The organism is Arthrobacter castelli DSM 16402 (assembly GCF_000430705.1).
In the GTDB taxonomy this organism is placed as follows: Bacteria; Actinomycetota; Actinomycetes; order Actinomycetales; family Micrococcaceae; genus Arthrobacter_C; species Arthrobacter_C castelli.
This window is the reverse complement of sequence record NZ_AUMN01000015.1, coordinates 111,694-126,771: the sequence shown is the minus strand read 5'-3', so window position 1 is coordinate 126,771 and position 15,078 is coordinate 111,694. Positions and strand designations below refer to the sequence as shown.

The window sequence follows — 15,078 nt, the reverse complement described above, 5'->3', positions numbered from 1 at the left end:
TCACGGACGTGTCGATGCCGCTGAGCACGTTGTTGCCGCTGGCGACGTCACCGACGTCGACTGCATCGTTGAGGATGTTGTCCAGCGACAGGTTGCCGCTGTCAGCGATGCGGTTGTCGTTGACCTGGTTTGTGGTCTCGTTCATGGTTGATTCGACGCTGTCACCCGAGTCGGCGCTGGCCATTCCGGCCCCGCCGACCAATGCCACACCTGTGACCGCGCTGACTGCCAGAGACTTCGTGAAAAAGTTCCGCATTGTTATTGCCTCCATCATTTTCCTATCGGTGTTTGAAGGACATCAGGGGTTCGGTGCGATCCCGTTACCGGATTGGTATAAATTCGAAAGTTTCTTGAATTCGCCTCACACCAGCCGGTGCTGCTGCACAGGTGACCTGCTGGAGCAGCGTATGGGCGCAGTGGTCAGGCGGAGATGGGGTGCTTCCGGCCTGGCAGGAAGCCCAGTGCCACCATGGCGATAAAGAGGCCCAGGTGCAGCCAGTTGTCTGCGGTGTTCAGCGGAACCAGGTTGGCGGCTGAGTCGGGGGAGACGATCAGCCCATAGATCCACAGGATCGCGTAGATGATTCCGCCGATGATCAGGTATTTGCTCGATGCCGGCCCGGTTTTGGCCATGGCGATACCGGCGATGCCGAACAGCAGGTGCACGATGTTGTGCAGGATTGAGACTTGGAATATTCCGAGCAGGAACGCTTCGGATTCGTGGCCGGCGAATTGCAGGGACCCGTAGTTGCTGGTGATCCCGGGGATGAAACCGGCGATGCCGACCAGGAGGAAGACGACGCCGATCACCAGAGCGGCGGTCTGCACTGCTGAACGGGAAGACTTCCCGCGGTTTGCATGGGCTGCTGAAGTAGTCATGGTTTCCTAACTGTCGGTGAACGAACCCGTTGAGGGCCACTGTTGCTGGCGCTTTGTATATGGCGACGGCCCGGCAAGGGACTGGACACTATGGCGTTTGTGGGTGGGTTTATGCGGTGTCGACCAGCTTGGCGTATACGACCAGATTCTTCACGAACTCTCCGGAGGATGCGGTGAATCCGTCACAAGTGATCAGCCGCAATTCGGCCCCTGGTGTGGGGGAGTAGACGGCCCTGGTGGGGAACTCGTCTTTCGGATAGAGCTCGCTGTTATATACCTCGAAGATTGCCGTTGAACCGTCTGCGCGGGTGACGCTGATCCGATCGCCCTGTTCGAGGGCGTCAAGGTTGTAGAAGACGCCGCTGTCATCGGCGGTGGAGTTGACGTGTCCGAGCAGTACCGCCGGTCCCCTCTGGCCGGGGGCGGGGGAGCCGGTGAACCAGCTTGCAGGGGCTCCCTCGTGTTCGGGCGGGACCTCTAGTGTCCGGTCGTCGCGCAGGCCGGTTTCGATGATCTTGGAGGTGCGCTCCAGCGCCTCGATGGTGAAGCTGACCGGACGGGAAGCGTCCATCGCCATGCCGGCCGGTTCTCCGCCGGTCTCATTTGAAGCTTCCGGTGGCTGGTTGGCCGGTGCCGTGGCGGTTGACGCCGGGCCCGGGCCGCCATCGGGATTGTCGCCGTTTCCTTGATCGGTGGGTCCGCAGCCGGCCAGCAGGCATAAGAGGACCGCCGCCCCCGCGCCGAAGCGGAGGCGACGGTCTCCCTTACGCTCGATCACTGTGGGCAATGATCTGTTGCCGGGGCCGGGCCTTAGCGGCCGGCGACCTTGGAGCGGCGGATGGCGTAGCCCGCGCCGACTGCGGCGATCAGACCACCGCCGAGGGCGTACATGCCCATCTCATTGGTGCCGCCCTGCTCGGTCGGAGTGACACCGGTGTCGGCGCCGCCGGCGGGCATCATCTGCAGCGGACCACACAGTGCCGGAGCCGTGGCCGCCAAGGGCAGGTCCCCGGCTCCGGGCAGGTTACTCATGGTTTCCGTGGCCGCGGCCGGCTGGTTAGCCGGGTTCAGACCATGGACCACGGCCACGGCGGTGCCATTGGCCAGCGCATCCTGGGTCTTCTCGTTCAGCTCGAACGTCTCTTCATAGGTGTAGGAGCTGCCCGAAGGAGCAACCGTGACATCCGTGGCCGTCGAAGCGTCCTTGGCCGCGCTTCCGACCGACAGGGTGGTGCCGATCGCGCCATAGGCCGGCTTGCCCTCGACGGTGCTGATCACACCGTCACCGTTAGCATCATCGGCCATCGTCGGGCAGGTTCCCATCGCGCCAATGTGGATGTGCTGCACGTGCGGGTAAGCGGCATCCTTGAACGTCTCGGCCAGCCCCGACGTCTCAATGGTCACCGTGGCTTGACTGCCTTCGACAGTGACCCAGGCTTCACCGGAGGCGCCGCTGCTGTTGACCTGATTCAACATGGTCGAGTAGGAGCCCTCGGCATGATCGGCCATCGCCGGAGCAGCTCCCATGGCCGTCAGGCCCAGCGCAACAGCCGGAGCCAGCAGCATTGTCTTCTTCATCAGTTTCATTGTCGATCTCCTCATAAACGGATACTTACGAACCCAAATCTTGGGCACGCTACCAGCGATTCGTCGTGAACCCCGTCACGGATGGGTCAAAAAACAAAAAACTTCCGTCACTTGGGGTATCACCGGTCACGACCCTGCCACAATTAGACCGCAGTCGGAATACCAAGCAGGCTGATTGTTGCCGGATTGTGATGTCAGCCGGGCATATGGTCCGACGCTCGTATCCCGCGAAACCGGTACAGCCATAACCCCGGGTTTCAGCACCCCGGCAGCAGCGGCCGGCGTGCGCGGGCCTGTTGCAGACGCGCGTCCATCTCTTCGAGATCCCGCACTGCCGCGGCGAGCAGTTTCCGCACCAGAGCGGCGTGCTCCGTGTCCGGCGCGGCGTTGGCGCTTTCGCATCTGGCTCGGATCCGCAGCATGGTCTGGACCATGCGGTGCCGTTCGGCCTCCATCCCGGCCAGGTACTGCCCGTCCTGGTGCAGGGCGGAGGGCGCTTCTTCAGCGTATCGGGTTGGGCTTTCCATGTGAGACCTCCAAAGTACTGCCCGGCACGAGGCGGGGCTGGTTCTGTTGATTTGTCCGACTCCACCATCGCGTTCCACGGCACTCAGCTGTGTCCGGTGATGAGGGATGCTGCGCTTGTCTGCCCTTGTTGTGGGACGCTAATAGACCCCCGGGCCGGACAACAACAGAACCAGGCCGGTGCCGGTCAACATGAAATGCAATCGTGACGAACGAGGAAACCGAAACCGGCGTGGTCCTGCTGCCGCTGCCTGACGGGTTCCGGGAAACCGACGGTTCGGCTATGTTTGAAGCGGGATTTGGGCGACGATCGGCATGGTCGGTGTTTTCGAGCCGCCTTCGGGTTCAACAGTGATCGCCAGCGCCGAATACGGGTCAATGCCCTCCACCACCGTCGTCGTGGAGGACTCTTCGCCACTCATCGTCCCGACCGATTCGGGAGCTGAGCCATCCTCGGGCAGCCGCCACATTTGATACACCTTCCCCGGCTGCGGGGCGGGTACATCCCGCAGCGTCACCACGGCTGCATTGAGATTCTCTGAACGCTTGATCTGTGCGACACCGCCGACCGGGAATTCGACCGTGGCGCTGCGGACGTCAGAGGCCTGAACCACCTGCTCGCGCAACGATGGGTCATCCAGATTCTGCGCAACAGTGACTGAACCGATCGCCACGGCGGCGGCCGCGGCCGCCCCGATCACCCACCGCCGCAGGGTCGAAGGCCGGGTCTCCTTCCGGTGCCGGCGCCGGGCCAATTCATCCCCGCCGTCGTCTGCCTCGTCCGGGCCGGGCCCGGACGAGGTTGGGGCAGGGCCGGCAGCGCCAGAGCCTGCCGCACCGGCAGGGCCGGCCGAAACTTGATTAAGGATGCGTGAGCGTAAGCCAGCCGGTGGTTCCGCCTCGTGCGTGGCGTAGACGGCCGCGGCCGTCTCGCGTGCCTGACGCACCTGCTCCAAAAAGCCGAGACGGATCTCATTGGAGGCGGTGGAGATGTACTCGTCGATCATGTCGCGCTCGGCGTCACTGACAGCATCGAGGGCATACAGTTCGGCCCACCGATTGATCCGGCCGGCGGCAATATCCTGGCCGACATCTTCAGCGAACTGGCCTGTCTCGTTCATCTCAACTCACCTCCAAACAATCTTTCAAGCGCAATAAACCATCCCGGATCCTCGACTTAATGGTCGGTACGGCGGCGCCGAGCTTCTCGGCCACCTGGCGATACGTCAGACCGCCGTAATAGGCCAACTTAACCGATTCCTGCTGCCGACCGGTCAGCGTGTCCAAACACTCAACCACCGCCTCGGCTTCAAGCCGGCCAGTGACACTGTCCACCACATCGTCACGCTCGACATCGCCTGAGACGGCGGTATAGCGCGCTTCCCGATCCGAAGAGCGCTGCTGCGAACGCACCTTATCGACGGCTCTGCGGTGTCCGATGGTCATCAGCCACGCCATCGGGGTCCCGGCTGCGCGGACATACTGCCCGGCTGCCTTCCACACCTGAAGATAGACCTCCTGAGTGGCGTCTTCACTCAGCTCGGTATCGATCAGGATCCGTTGCGCCAACCCAAACACACGGCGCACCGTGTGATCGTAGAAGAGCGCAAAAGATTCCTGGTTGCCCTGCCCGGCCTCGAACAGCAGCTGAACCAGGTCCTCGTCACTGCCCCGTTTTGCCGATGACTGACCCTCCATACCGCCGGGAACCGACTGGCCCGGCCGATCGTATCCAGAAAAGTCCATAACACCACAGCATAACTGCACCAACGCCGCCGACCGGACCACCGCCACAGCCGCCAACGCTTAAGAAACTTCCACGCCAGCCATCACCTCACCTCATCCCGAACTCGTACTCACAAGTCATTCGCTCCCAAAGCGTTTGCGGATGGGTACGGGCCAGCGGTGAGACTATTCCTAGTCATCAGTTCCCGGTTCGACCCGGTCAAAGACCGCCGAGAGTTCGTCGTCCCCGGCGGAGCCTCGCTCCCGGCCGTCGCCGTCGTCGGCAAACTCAGCGGGCAGAACATCAGCGAGTTGCCGCACCACGGGTCCCGGCCTCGGCCCGGCCCTGACGATCAACTCGGTATTAACGGTCCGCTGGGCCCCCGCTTCGCAGACACGGCACTTGAGCACATCGAGGATCCGACCTTACCCATCGGGAAGAACAACATCAGCAGCAGCTATGAATCCCATTGCTGCGGGAGAAAAAATTCCACGCCGCGAATCCGCCACGGCTGCCCGAGGGCCTCTCCCAGGCTTGCGGTGGCGGACAGAGCTGGCAGGCAAAGCGAACCCATTCTCCGGGGGAGGGAGTCGAATCCGCTCCTGACAGTGCCTGCCTGCCAGCCTGCCCTGAGTTGCCGTTGGGGGAGTGGCAACTCGTCTCACCAGTCGCATGTATGAGACACAGCTGACTGTACCAGCGACAAGCGCCGAGCCAGGGGCCAGTCAGCTGGTTGCCACATTTACCCGCCATCGGCGGCCAGGGTTTTCCTATTGGGAAAGCTAACCCCCGAGTTGTGGGCGTCCTTTATATCAAAGCCGAATTCCCCGTTGGCCGCAGACTCCCCTCAATCATGTGAGGGGAGTCTGCGGCCGGGGGAGTCGCCTGCAAAACGGGGAACCCACAGGTAGTCATGGGGACCGTCTTCAGGTGCGTCGTCGCGGTACCCGTTGAGCAGCGACAGGCTCATTATGCACCGGTGGCCCCGCGGCGGTGATCCGGGGTTATCCAGCATGCGGTGTTTCGGACGCGCGGGCAGGGCGGGTCGAACTAGAAGTCAGTGGGCTTATCATCGATCTCAAGATGTACGTCGAACTACCCACAGGAAGGCGAGCCGGCCCGTGTCGGATATGTAGAGGTTGCGGTCGTCCCGGTTCGAGACACCGGTCTGGGTGTTGCCGAACTGGATCAGGGTGCCGCCGGCAGTGGTGGTTTGAGGGTAACTGTGGCCGACGAAAGACCGTCCCGATGAGCATCCTTGACTGGGACCGGCGGCTGGTTAGGCGATGCGCTGGTGAAACACGGTGCCAGCGTGAACCAGGATGTATCGCATGGCTGCCCAAGACCACGGACGCCGTGGAGGCGCCCTCTCAGTTTGCGTTAGCGTAGGGCGACTCGTGTCCAGCTGATATTGCTGATCTTCGGCCGTCTGCGACGACTGCTGAAATCTGGCAGTTAAGGGACCGCCCCCGCCCACAACCGGGGGCAGTCCCTTCCCGCATTTTGGCAGCATCGACCCCTACCTCGGCGGCCCACCATGGCAGGAATCATCGCGGACCAAATGTACACGGTATATCGACTATTTCGATGTTAATCGGCGGTGGCGAAGCGGCTGAAATCCTTCGGCAGCTGCAGAAGGAGGTCGATTTTTTCACCATCGATGACGGCTTCACTGGTCGTGCTCAATACGGCCGTTGCGGCTCGATCTGCCTGCGCTGCGGAGCAGCTCAACTCGGTTTGGATGCGGGCGATGAACTCGTCGGCGTCAAATTGTTCCGGTTGCGATGGCCTGGAGACCATCTCGGCTACTTCCCGGGGTAGCTGTGCGATGACGTCGTTGGTTTCGCCCTTCAGCTGTAGCTGGCCAAAGACCGATAAGACCGCATCAGTTACCTTGGTGGCCTGGCCGCGATCGGCCAATTCAGCTCGCTGCTGGACCTGGTCCATAAATTCTTCTGTCTGCATTGAGATTTCCCTTCCAGCTTCCTGACGGAAACGTGTGTGGTCATGCTCCCATGGGCTCAGCCCATACCACTAACGGCGCCCACCTAACGGCTCCATCGCATCGTCGTGCATCCAGTCCTGTCGGGCCCGGCCGGGTGGAGCCGGTGCCACTGAGATCGCTAACGCTGCGTCGGCCAGACGAAATGAAATCCCACACTTGGGAGTTGGGACGGTTACCGGACCGCCTGCCTACTTTTTGGTGTTTGAAGTCCGGCGTAGTCGGGTGTTGACGAATTCTCCCATGCCCCAGCGGCCAAGTTCACGGCCGAAGCCTGATTTTTTTACACCGCCGAAAGGCAAGCCTGGGAGAGTGGTGCCGTGTTCGTTGATGTAGGCCATGCCGACCTCGAGCTGGTCCGCGATTTGCTGTGCTCGATCAGTATTGTTGCCCCACACTGAACCACTCAGACCGAAATCCACGTCATTGGCCAGACGTACCGCCTCGTCTGTTGAACTGACGTCATAGATCACCGCGACGGGACCAAAGATCTCCTCGCTGTAGGCGTCCATGTCTTTGGTGACGCCTGTGAGCACTGCGGGGCGCATGAACGCGCCGTTGCCGGCAACTGCGTGACCGCCAACATGCAACGTAGCACCCTGTTCCACCGCCCGCTGTACTTGAGCTACGACAGTATCGCGTGCATCCGCCGACGACAACGGCCCGACCTCGGTGTCCGGATCCGTCGGATCGCCGACCCGCGCGGTTTCGAACACCGAGACCATGGTTGAGACGAACGCGTCGAATGTCTCGTTCGGCACGAACATTCTTTTGGGGGAGTTACAGGCCTGGCCGGCGTTGGACAGCCGTGCTCCGGCTGCGACGCGGGCCGTTTTGTCGACGTCACCATCGTCAAGGACGATGAGCGGGTCGGAGCCACCCAGTTCGAGAACGACTTTCTTGATATTCTTGCCGGCTGCTTCGGCAACTGAGGCGCCGGCCCTCTCACTGCCAGTGAGCGAGATGCCGCGGATCCGCTGGTCGGCGATCATGTCGGCGACTTGGTCCTTGTTCACAAATACATTAATGTATGCGTCCTGCGGTACTCCGGCAGTGTGCATAATTTCGGCCATGATCTTCGACGATGCGGCACAGATCTGTGCGTGCTTTAAAATGATGGTGTTTCCGGCCATGAGGTTCGGTGCCACGAAACGTGCCACCTGATAGTACGGATAGTTCCATGGCATCACACCTATGAGCGGCCCGACAGCCTCAGTTTGGACCAGCGATTCGTCAGCCCCTTGAGGATCAAGGGGCTCCGGCTCGAGCAACTTCGGCCCATGCTCCGCATACCAGCGGTAGATCGCCCCGGCAAGTTCGGCTTCGCCGATGGCTTGGTCAATCGGCTTGCCCATCTCGCGTGCGATGAGCTGTCCCAATTCGTCTTTGCGGTCCTCGTAAGCGTCGGCGACCCGGGCTAGCAGCCGGGCGCGTTCTTCGGCCGAAGTTTCTTGCCAATCAGAGGCTGCCCGATCCGATCGGTCCACAACCGAGGCAACTTCCGCATCGTTGAGCTCAGCGAACTCCTGCTCCGTTTCGCCAGTGGCCGGGTTCGTCGTCGCATATGTAGTCATGACTCCACCCTACGAGGATGCTAAGCCTACTGTCTATCTACTCGGCGTACCAGTGGGCTATGGCGTTATTCGGCTTCGCGGCTGACTCAATGCGTCGCCACCGCCGGGCACGTATTTGGTGGAGCCGCCGTCTTTTGGTGTCTTGTCACCTCAACTACCGTGGAGCAGCAGGTTTACTATTTAGGTGATGGCGCAATATCCATTGTTGCGCATCGGCCGTGCTCAGCGGCTTGAAAATGCACCTATGCCGGGGAATCAGACCCGGCCGGCAATCGGAGGGCGGGCTATGCTCACGACAGAGACAATTGAGGGCACCAATATCGTCACCGCTGCCTACAGCGGCTCCGTCGCCACCGAGGAGATGGAGCGACTACGCACGGCGGCCAAACAGGTCATCGACCGTAATGGCAGCGTGCGGTTGCTGCTTGAGTATGGCGATATCGAACCCGGACGTATCGAACCGAAGGCCTATGTCGAAGATCTGAAGATGACCGGAATCCTGGATGATATCGAGAAAATGGCACTGGTCACCGACGCGTCGTGGATTCGCGCTGGCTCGAAGCTGTTCGACACGGTGATATCGGGCGAGGCGAAGACCTTTGAGGCTGCTGAACGTGACCACGCCCTGCTCTGGTTGCGCGACTGAACCTGATTCCGCTGATCGATCGCAGTGAGGCTCGCGTCCGGTTGCCCGGCGCAGCCCGGTGTACAGATCGTTCTAGCTCCCGGACGGAGGCGCAGCAGCACTGGTACGAATGTCGCCGGGATCTGCTGACGCATTCGGACGTGTGATGCACCGTGGCACCCAAAGGAACCCCTTATGGCCGTCATGATCCAGCTGGATTCAGCATGTCCCCCGTGCAGCGGGAGTTTGCGGGTTTGTTAGTGCCGTACTAGTCCGAAGTTACGTGACTAGTGGGAAGGCTTCCTTGCCTCGTCAATGGACGATGCCGGCAACAAGGGAGCCAGCATTTCAAGAGTTGGGCCCCACGGGCCTCAGTTTGACGGTTGCATCCGGCCGTGATGAAGCCCGACTGCTCTGGTCTGACCATCCCGTTCGGCCGGGCCAGGATGCTGAAGGCCTGTGCTGGGCTGAGTTTGTACCGCTGCCTCAGGGAGCCTGGTGAGCACACTGATCGCCGTCTTAGCCAAAGCGCGGAAACCGGAGCAGTCAATCAGTCGGTCATCAGCGGCGACCTGATTGTCCGGGCCAGAGCCATCGTGATGGAACGGTATAAAACTACCGGCGCTAGCAGGCGGTCGTGGCCTTGAGCCGCATCAGCCTGGAGACCAACACAAAACTCGTTGATGTGGCTGGCCATGTGGTGCCCGGCGGCGAGCTCGGAGGACTGATCCGCGGATGACAGCGGTCGCCGGCGGACCGGCTTGCTACAGTTAGTCCTGCAACGACTCAAATCCCCCGGGAGTCGTCACGTTGAATTGGCGAATGTTGAAGTGACGACGTTGCACCCGATACTGTTCAATTTTCGACCCATGGCAGGTGCGCCGCAGTGGAAACCGACCCGTACAACCCAAGCGCCGGTGGTGACTGGTCATCGCTGGCAGAAGGGCAACAGGTCACCTTCTACGGCGATTCCGGGCACGTCCTCTCCGGAGTGGTGCATATGCGCAGCAGCGACGCTTCGGTTATCTGGATGTATCTCAACGAAGGCGGCGGGCGGCTGATGCTCCATCGTGGTGATGGCTATCGGGTGGACAGAACGTAGGATGCCGTGATGATCCGGGGCACTCTTCGGGGGTGACAAACACACCCTACGATCGGCCGATGAGTCGTGTTCGAGCTGCCTTTTGGCCCTTGTGAGAATGCGTTGACTAGTCTTCTTCGGATGTGCCGGTTGGGCGGTTCAGATAAGCGTCCACCGCCGTGGCCGGGATGCGGTAGGAGCGGCCGAAGTGCACAGACGGTAGTTCACCTGAATGGATGTGCCGGTAAACGGTCATCCTGGATACGCGCAGTGCCGCTGCTGCTTCCCGGACCGTTACGAGTTCGATCTTGCTGAATGCTTGGCCCATCATCGACCCCGGCGATGGCGTTGATCGACGGTGGACAGTTGTTGGCATTGCATGTGGCCCCCCACAATTCCACTTCCCTTCACGGGCTGTGTCTGCACCCTGGGAAGTTTCACACATTCTACTTACCCCGATCGGGCAATGGACAGTCCGCGACGGTCAAGACCATGGAATTGAACGGTTGCTATCGTTGGCGGGACGGTGTTGCAGTTCAGAGGTCAGGAGATGGCGATGGGCATTGAAGAGGGTCGTCGGGTGAATTCCGATGCCAGAGACAATGGCGCAGAGGATGACGTGGGGGCTTCTGACAATGAGTCCGCCATTGAAGACGGGCAGACGACAGAGGGGCGGGTCCCCGGTGAGCCGGAAGCGGCGACGGCAGGGCGAGCGGCCGGGCCGGCTGAGGAAAAAGAACGGCACACTCCAGACAACCGCGGGCTCAAGACAGAGACCTCGCCAAGCGAGTGATCCGCCAGCGCTTATCACCGCCTGCTCCACGAGCATTTGCCGGAGGAGTTTGAGACGCCACTGTGCCCAAGCCGGGCAGGCCGGGTAGAAAGTGCCCGATGAAAGGTTCTGCTGTGTCAACACCGAACACCAACAGCCAAGACAGCCTCAGTCACGAGCCTGAAGATGACGGGCCATTGGCCACGGAGACGATCCGGGACGGTCCCTCGGAAGACACGGCCCCGGGCCGGGGGTTTGTGTATTCAGATACAGATGAGGAGGATACACCCGCCCAGCAGGTGGTCTCGCGAGGGGCTTCGGCCGACCCGGTCAAGGATTACCTGCGCCAGATCGGCAAAACAGGATTGCTCAATGCTGCCGAAGAGCGACAGCTGGCCATACGGATCGAAGCCGGCCTCTACGCTGGCCACAAACTAGACCAACAGCAGGGCAGGAAAGGCAAACTCGAGCGCGAACTGCAATGGGTGGTACACGAGGGCCAGCAGGCTAAGACCCACCTGCTGGAAGCGAACCTGCGCTTGGTGGTGTCGCTGGCCAAACGCTACACCGGCCGGGGATTGCCGTTTCTGGACCTCATCCAGGAAGGCAACATCGGATTGGTCCGGGCGGTGGAGAAATTCGACTACGCTAAAGGGTTCAAATTCTCCACCTATGCGACGTGGTGGATCCGTCAGTCCGTCACCCGAGCGATGGCGGACCAGTCCCGGACCATCCGGGTTCCGGTCCATATGGTCGAGACCATCAACAAACTCGCACGCGTCCAGCGTCAACTGCTCGAGGACTTAGGCCGGGAGCCGGAGATCGAAGAGGTGGCCCGTGAAATGGATATGACACCTGAAAGGGTCCTTGAGATACAGAAGTACGGGCGTGAACCCACCTCCCTGGACACGCCGCTGGGCGAAGACGAGAATTCCAGTTTCGGCGACCTGATCGAAGACTCCGAGGCTGTCGCACCGGCCGAGGCAGTCAGTTTCACGTTAATGCGTGAACAGCTCCATGCCGTCCTCGATACGCTGCCCGAACGTGAAGCTGAAGTAGTCGCAATGCGCTACGGGCTGACCAACGGCAGGGCCGCGACACTGGATGAAATTGGAGGTGTCTTTGGCGTCACGCGCGAACGTATCCGCCAGATCGAGACAAAAACCATGGCCAAGCTCCGCCACCCCTCCCGGGCACAGACACTCCAGGACTACCTCGACTGAAATTCGACGGCCGTTGGCTTCACAACGCTCAGACTACGTTGAACGTCTCGGAGCTATCGAACCGAGCTTGCCTGAAGACATGCATTCCGATCACTTTGATTGGAAAGATACCCGAAGACTGATTCGTCCTCTTCCTGTTGGCCGGCTTACCCGGCCCCGCCCCACCGTACGGGGCTCATTTAGCACCTGGCGGCCCCGGGGTCGTGGTGGAGCCGCGCTGGAAAGGCGGGTGGATGAGCACCCGCCTTCCAGTAAGCACGAGGTCACCGGACGCAACAGGCGGCACTCACCCCCAACGGCACTCGCACCAAGAAGTTACTGAGCAAGGCCGGCCCGGTCGAGATCGAGGTGGCGCGCCAACCACCAGCGCACTGCATATCCTGCTCAGTCGGCGTCAGTTATTCGTTGTCCCCCCTGATCGGAACTCATTTGATCTTCAGCCGGCGGAGTCTCACCCGGTGGGACGCCGCCGCCCGGCTCAAGGCCCGTGACGTTCTCCTGCTCGGGATTCGGGTTGGGCGAGTCCCCTTGATTGATCTTTCGTATTTCGGTTCTCATCGGGGCGGTCAGGATTCTGCGGGTCTTTCTCCGGGTGGTAAGCATTCATGGTCATGCTCCTTTCGTCAAAGCAGGTCAACTTCTATAGGACAGCTTCACCTTGTCACGTGGGCACCCATGATCGTGCTCCTTCCAAGGAGGCACCGGGCCCATCCGGCACCTATGCGGTGGGCCTCGTTCCTCATGCTACGCACAGCTGGCGCGCCGCGGCATAACTCCGGCCAACAGGCTTCCCCTGTGGAATGGCCGCATGTTGCACTACGAGCAGTATGAGCACAGCGGTGCCGCCAAACCCCGGATGTTTCGTTGTGCCCTGTTAGTCCGCTTTTTCCGGCTCGCAGGTGTGTATGGGCATGTATTAGGCTTTAGCTCGATGTGCAGGTTCAGCAATAAGGAGGCAAGTGGTGGCCGGTGACGACGACTCGCGAGGGCAGCCTTCCAGGCATTATGGAGGCAAGCACTTCAATCGGGATGAAATTTCCCTTCAACTGACGGAACTGGCGCGTACTCTGCATGAGGAACGAGACTCGGACGAAGTCCTGAAGAATGTGGTGCTGGCGGCCCTCGAGCTGATCCCCGGCGTTGACGAAGGCTCGATCAGCGTGGTCTTCGACCGCAAGACCGTGGCCTCACGTGCACCGTCGGGAGAATTGCCCGCAATCGTCGACGGGCTGCAGACACGGATCGGACAGGGGCCTTGTCTGGAAGCTGCGTATGAGGAACGAACGGTCCGGGTGCCCGATATGAGCACCGAACAACGCTGGCCGGTTTTCGCCGCACAAGCCAGCGAAGCCGGGGTCGGCAGCATGCTCGCCTTCCAGCTGTTCGTGGACAAAAAGAATCTGGGCGCCCTGAATCTGTACTCTCGCCACGCGAACGCATTCACCGACGAATCTGAACACATCGGCCTCATGGTGGCCGCTCACGCGGCATTGGCCTACGCCGAAGCGAACGAAGTCGAGCAGCTGACCGAATCTGTGTCCACCCGTGACCGGATTGGCCAGGCCAAAGGCATCCTGATGGAACGGTACAAAATCACTGACCAACAGGCCTTCATGCTGTTGGCGCAGGTCAGCCAGGGCACGAACACCAAACTCGCTGCCATAGCAGACGTCCTTGCCTCCACCGGCGAACTTCCCGGCCCGAAAGCCAACTGAAAAAGTCGATACTTTTTGACCATGTTGGAAGGCCCGGTCATCCGCTCCTGCGCCAGCGGCGTAGAGGATTCATCTGTTCTTTCGGCCCGGGCCGGGGCCGAGGCGTTGGATCCGCACGGCATGTGGGTCCTTGGTTGCCTGTGCTGTCTCGAATTGGACTCTTTGGCCGGGGTAGAGGAAACGGTATCCGTGCCCTGTAATCGCTGAATAGTGTGCGAACACGTCCTCACCGCCCTGATCGGGCCTGATCACCCCGTACCCTCTGCGGCGGTTGAACCATTTCACCGTCCCGGTCAGCATGAGACGGCTTGATACACGACCGGCGGCCCCCGCCACCCTTGCGTCCAGGGTGGCGGGATCCCCGCCGGTGCTTGATGCACGGGTGGTCAGTTCCGGGCGCTGGCGCGGTTGCGGCGGATGACGTAGCCCGCGCCGGCTGCGGCGATCAGGCCGCCACCGAGAGCCATCATCCCCATCTCGTTGCCGGTGCCGCTGCCCTGCTCGGTCTGTGTGACGCCGGTGTCGGCGCCGCCGGCGGGCATCATCTCCAACGAGCCACACAGCGCCGGTGCCGTCGCGGCCAGCGGCAGCTTGGGGGCGAGGTTGCTCTTGGTTTCCGCCGCCGCGGCCGGCTGGTTGGCCGGATCCAGCCCGTGCACAACCACCACGCCGGTGCCACCGGCCAGCGCGTCCTGGGTCTTCTCGTTCAGCTTGAACGTTTCCTTATAGGTGTAGGAGGCCCCTGAGGGTGCAACCGTGACGTCCGTGGCCGTCGAGGCGTCCTTGGCGGCGTTTCCGACCGACAGGGTGGTGCCGATCTTGCCGTAGGCCGGTTTGCCCTCGACCGTGCTGATGATGCCGTCGCCGTTGGCGTCATCGGCCATCGTCGGGCAGGTGCCCTGCGCGCCGATGTGGATGTGCTGCACATGCGGGTAAGCGGCATCCTTGAACGTCTCAGCCAGGCCCTTCGTCTGGATGGTGACCGTGGCCTGGCTGCCATCGACTTCCACCCAGGCCAGGCCGGTAGCGGCACTGTTGTTGACCTCGCCCAGTGTTGTCGAATACGTGGTCTCGGCCTGCTCAGCCTGCTCGGCCATGGCCGGGGCGGCTCCCATCGCCGTCAACCCCAGTGCCACCGCCGGAGCCAATAACATCGCCTTCTTCATCTTCTGCATCACAGCCTCCTCATGAGCGAAAAGGAGCGGGGCCAGACTTTGACTCCGCACACAGGTGATTCGATATGAGGAACATCACGGATGGGTCCCGGAGAGCAGAATTTATGTCATATGGGTATCACCGGTGGTGACACTGCGCGACCGGCACCCACTGATACGCCGCAGAGGCCAAGCCCGCTGATGGTGATGGTCCC

The 15,078-nt window shown here is 61.4% G+C and carries 19 protein-coding genes; 5 read left to right on the top strand and 14 right to left on the bottom strand.

The window, feature by feature from the left end; translation table 11 throughout:
- The 10 genes from H535_RS0116155 to H535_RS0116110 form a co-directional block, all read right to left on the bottom strand.
- On the bottom strand, positions 1 to 256 hold a 256-nt coding region (locus H535_RS0116155; protein WP_026820362.1), incomplete at its 3' end, for a hypothetical protein.
- Between the two features lie 164 nt (positions 257 to 420).
- A complete protein-coding gene (locus H535_RS0116150; protein ID WP_026820361.1) occupies positions 421 to 879 on the bottom strand; it encodes a DUF4383 domain-containing protein in 459 nt (152 codons plus the stop codon).
- A 109-nt stretch (positions 880 to 988) separates the two neighbouring features.
- Positions 989 to 1,657: a sortase domain-containing protein gene (locus tag H535_RS26070; RefSeq protein WP_245580353.1), complete on the bottom strand. Its 669-nt coding sequence runs from the start codon at positions 1,655 to 1,657 to the stop codon at positions 989 to 991.
- 32 nt (positions 1,658 to 1,689) lie between these two features.
- Positions 1,690 to 2,466, bottom strand: a complete 777-nt coding sequence (locus H535_RS0116140) for a hypothetical protein (RefSeq protein WP_026820359.1) — start codon at positions 2,464 to 2,466, stop codon at positions 1,690 to 1,692.
- A 257-nt stretch (positions 2,467 to 2,723) separates the two neighbouring features.
- Positions 2,724 to 2,993: a hypothetical protein gene (locus tag H535_RS0116135; RefSeq protein ID WP_026820358.1), complete on the bottom strand. Its 270-nt coding sequence runs from the start codon at positions 2,991 to 2,993 to the stop codon at positions 2,724 to 2,726.
- 279 nt (positions 2,994 to 3,272) lie between these two features.
- Positions 3,273 to 4,112 carry an anti-sigma factor gene (locus H535_RS0116130; protein ID WP_026820357.1) on the bottom strand — a complete coding sequence of 280 codons (840 nt, stop codon included), beginning with the start codon at positions 4,110 to 4,112 and terminating at the stop codon, positions 3,273 to 3,275.
- Between the two features lies 1 nt (position 4,113).
- Entirely contained in the window at positions 4,114 to 4,737 is a 624-nt protein-coding gene (gene sigK / locus H535_RS0116125) for an ECF RNA polymerase sigma factor SigK (protein ID WP_245580352.1), read from the bottom strand.
- 171 nt (positions 4,738 to 4,908) lie between these two features.
- Positions 4,909 to 5,127, bottom strand: a complete 219-nt coding sequence (locus tag H535_RS0116120; protein WP_026820355.1) for a hypothetical protein — start codon at positions 5,125 to 5,127, stop codon at positions 4,909 to 4,911.
- A gap of 1,180 nt (positions 5,128 to 6,307) precedes the next feature.
- Complete coding sequence (locus tag H535_RS27935) at positions 6,308 to 6,682, bottom strand: DUF2267 domain-containing protein (protein ID WP_051299432.1); 375 nt, start codon at positions 6,680 to 6,682, stop codon at positions 6,308 to 6,310.
- 228 nt (positions 6,683 to 6,910) lie between these two features.
- Positions 6,911 to 8,293 (bottom strand): NAD-dependent succinate-semialdehyde dehydrogenase, encoded by a 1,383-nt coding sequence (locus tag H535_RS0116110; RefSeq protein ID WP_026820354.1) that lies wholly within the window; start codon positions 8,291 to 8,293, stop codon positions 6,911 to 6,913.
- Between the two features lie 187 nt (positions 8,294 to 8,480).
- Here H535_RS0116110 and H535_RS26060 point away from each other — a divergent pair, with 187 nt between their 5' ends.
- Together H535_RS26060 and H535_RS0116095 are read left to right on the top strand one after the other, a co-directional pair.
- Complete coding sequence (locus H535_RS26060; RefSeq protein ID WP_081416750.1) at positions 8,481 to 8,939, top strand: SpoIIAA family protein; 459 nt, start codon at positions 8,481 to 8,483, stop codon at positions 8,937 to 8,939.
- Positions 8,940 to 9,804: 865 nt separating this feature from the next.
- A complete protein-coding gene (locus H535_RS0116095) occupies positions 9,805 to 10,020 on the top strand; it encodes a hypothetical protein (RefSeq protein WP_026820353.1) in 216 nt (71 codons plus the stop codon).
- A 106-nt stretch (positions 10,021 to 10,126) separates the two neighbouring features.
- On the opposite strand, the gene H535_RS0116090 is transcribed toward H535_RS0116095, so the two are convergent.
- On the bottom strand, positions 10,127 to 10,375 hold the full coding sequence (locus H535_RS0116090) for a helix-turn-helix domain-containing protein (RefSeq protein WP_425387290.1): 249 nt from the start codon (positions 10,373 to 10,375) through the stop codon (positions 10,127 to 10,129).
- Between the two features lie 180 nt (positions 10,376 to 10,555).
- Here H535_RS0116090 and H535_RS0116085 point away from each other — a divergent pair, with 180 nt between their 5' ends.
- Together H535_RS0116085 and H535_RS26055 are read left to right on the top strand one after the other, a co-directional pair.
- On the top strand, positions 10,556 to 10,792 hold the full coding sequence (locus H535_RS0116085) for a hypothetical protein (protein WP_155838734.1): 237 nt from the start codon (positions 10,556 to 10,558) through the stop codon (positions 10,790 to 10,792).
- 98 nt (positions 10,793 to 10,890) lie between these two features.
- Positions 10,891 to 11,994, top strand: coding sequence for an RNA polymerase sigma factor (locus H535_RS26055; RefSeq protein WP_081416749.1), 1,104 nt, complete (start codon positions 10,891 to 10,893; stop codon positions 11,992 to 11,994).
- 384 nt (positions 11,995 to 12,378) lie between these two features.
- Here the strand turns inward: H535_RS26055 and H535_RS30040 are convergent, their stop codons facing one another.
- Entirely contained in the window at positions 12,379 to 12,552 is a 174-nt protein-coding gene (locus H535_RS30040; RefSeq protein WP_342667738.1) for a DUF6480 family protein, read from the bottom strand.
- 404 nt (positions 12,553 to 12,956) lie between these two features.
- Between H535_RS30040 and H535_RS26045 the strand changes: the two genes are divergently transcribed.
- Complete coding sequence (locus H535_RS26045; RefSeq protein WP_245580351.1) at positions 12,957 to 13,709, top strand: GAF and ANTAR domain-containing protein; 753 nt, start codon at positions 12,957 to 12,959, stop codon at positions 13,707 to 13,709.
- 69 nt (positions 13,710 to 13,778) lie between these two features.
- Here H535_RS26045 and H535_RS28570 read toward each other — a convergent pair whose 3' ends face one another.
- Positions 13,779 to 14,009 carry a cold-shock protein gene (locus H535_RS28570; RefSeq protein WP_035769938.1) on the bottom strand — a complete coding sequence of 77 codons (231 nt, stop codon included), beginning with the start codon at positions 14,007 to 14,009 and terminating at the stop codon, positions 13,779 to 13,781.
- 86 nt (positions 14,010 to 14,095) lie between these two features.
- Positions 14,096 to 14,884, bottom strand: a complete 789-nt coding sequence (locus tag H535_RS0116060) for a hypothetical protein (RefSeq protein WP_026820350.1) — start codon at positions 14,882 to 14,884, stop codon at positions 14,096 to 14,098.
- Between the last annotated feature and the right edge of the window lie 194 nt (positions 14,885 to 15,078).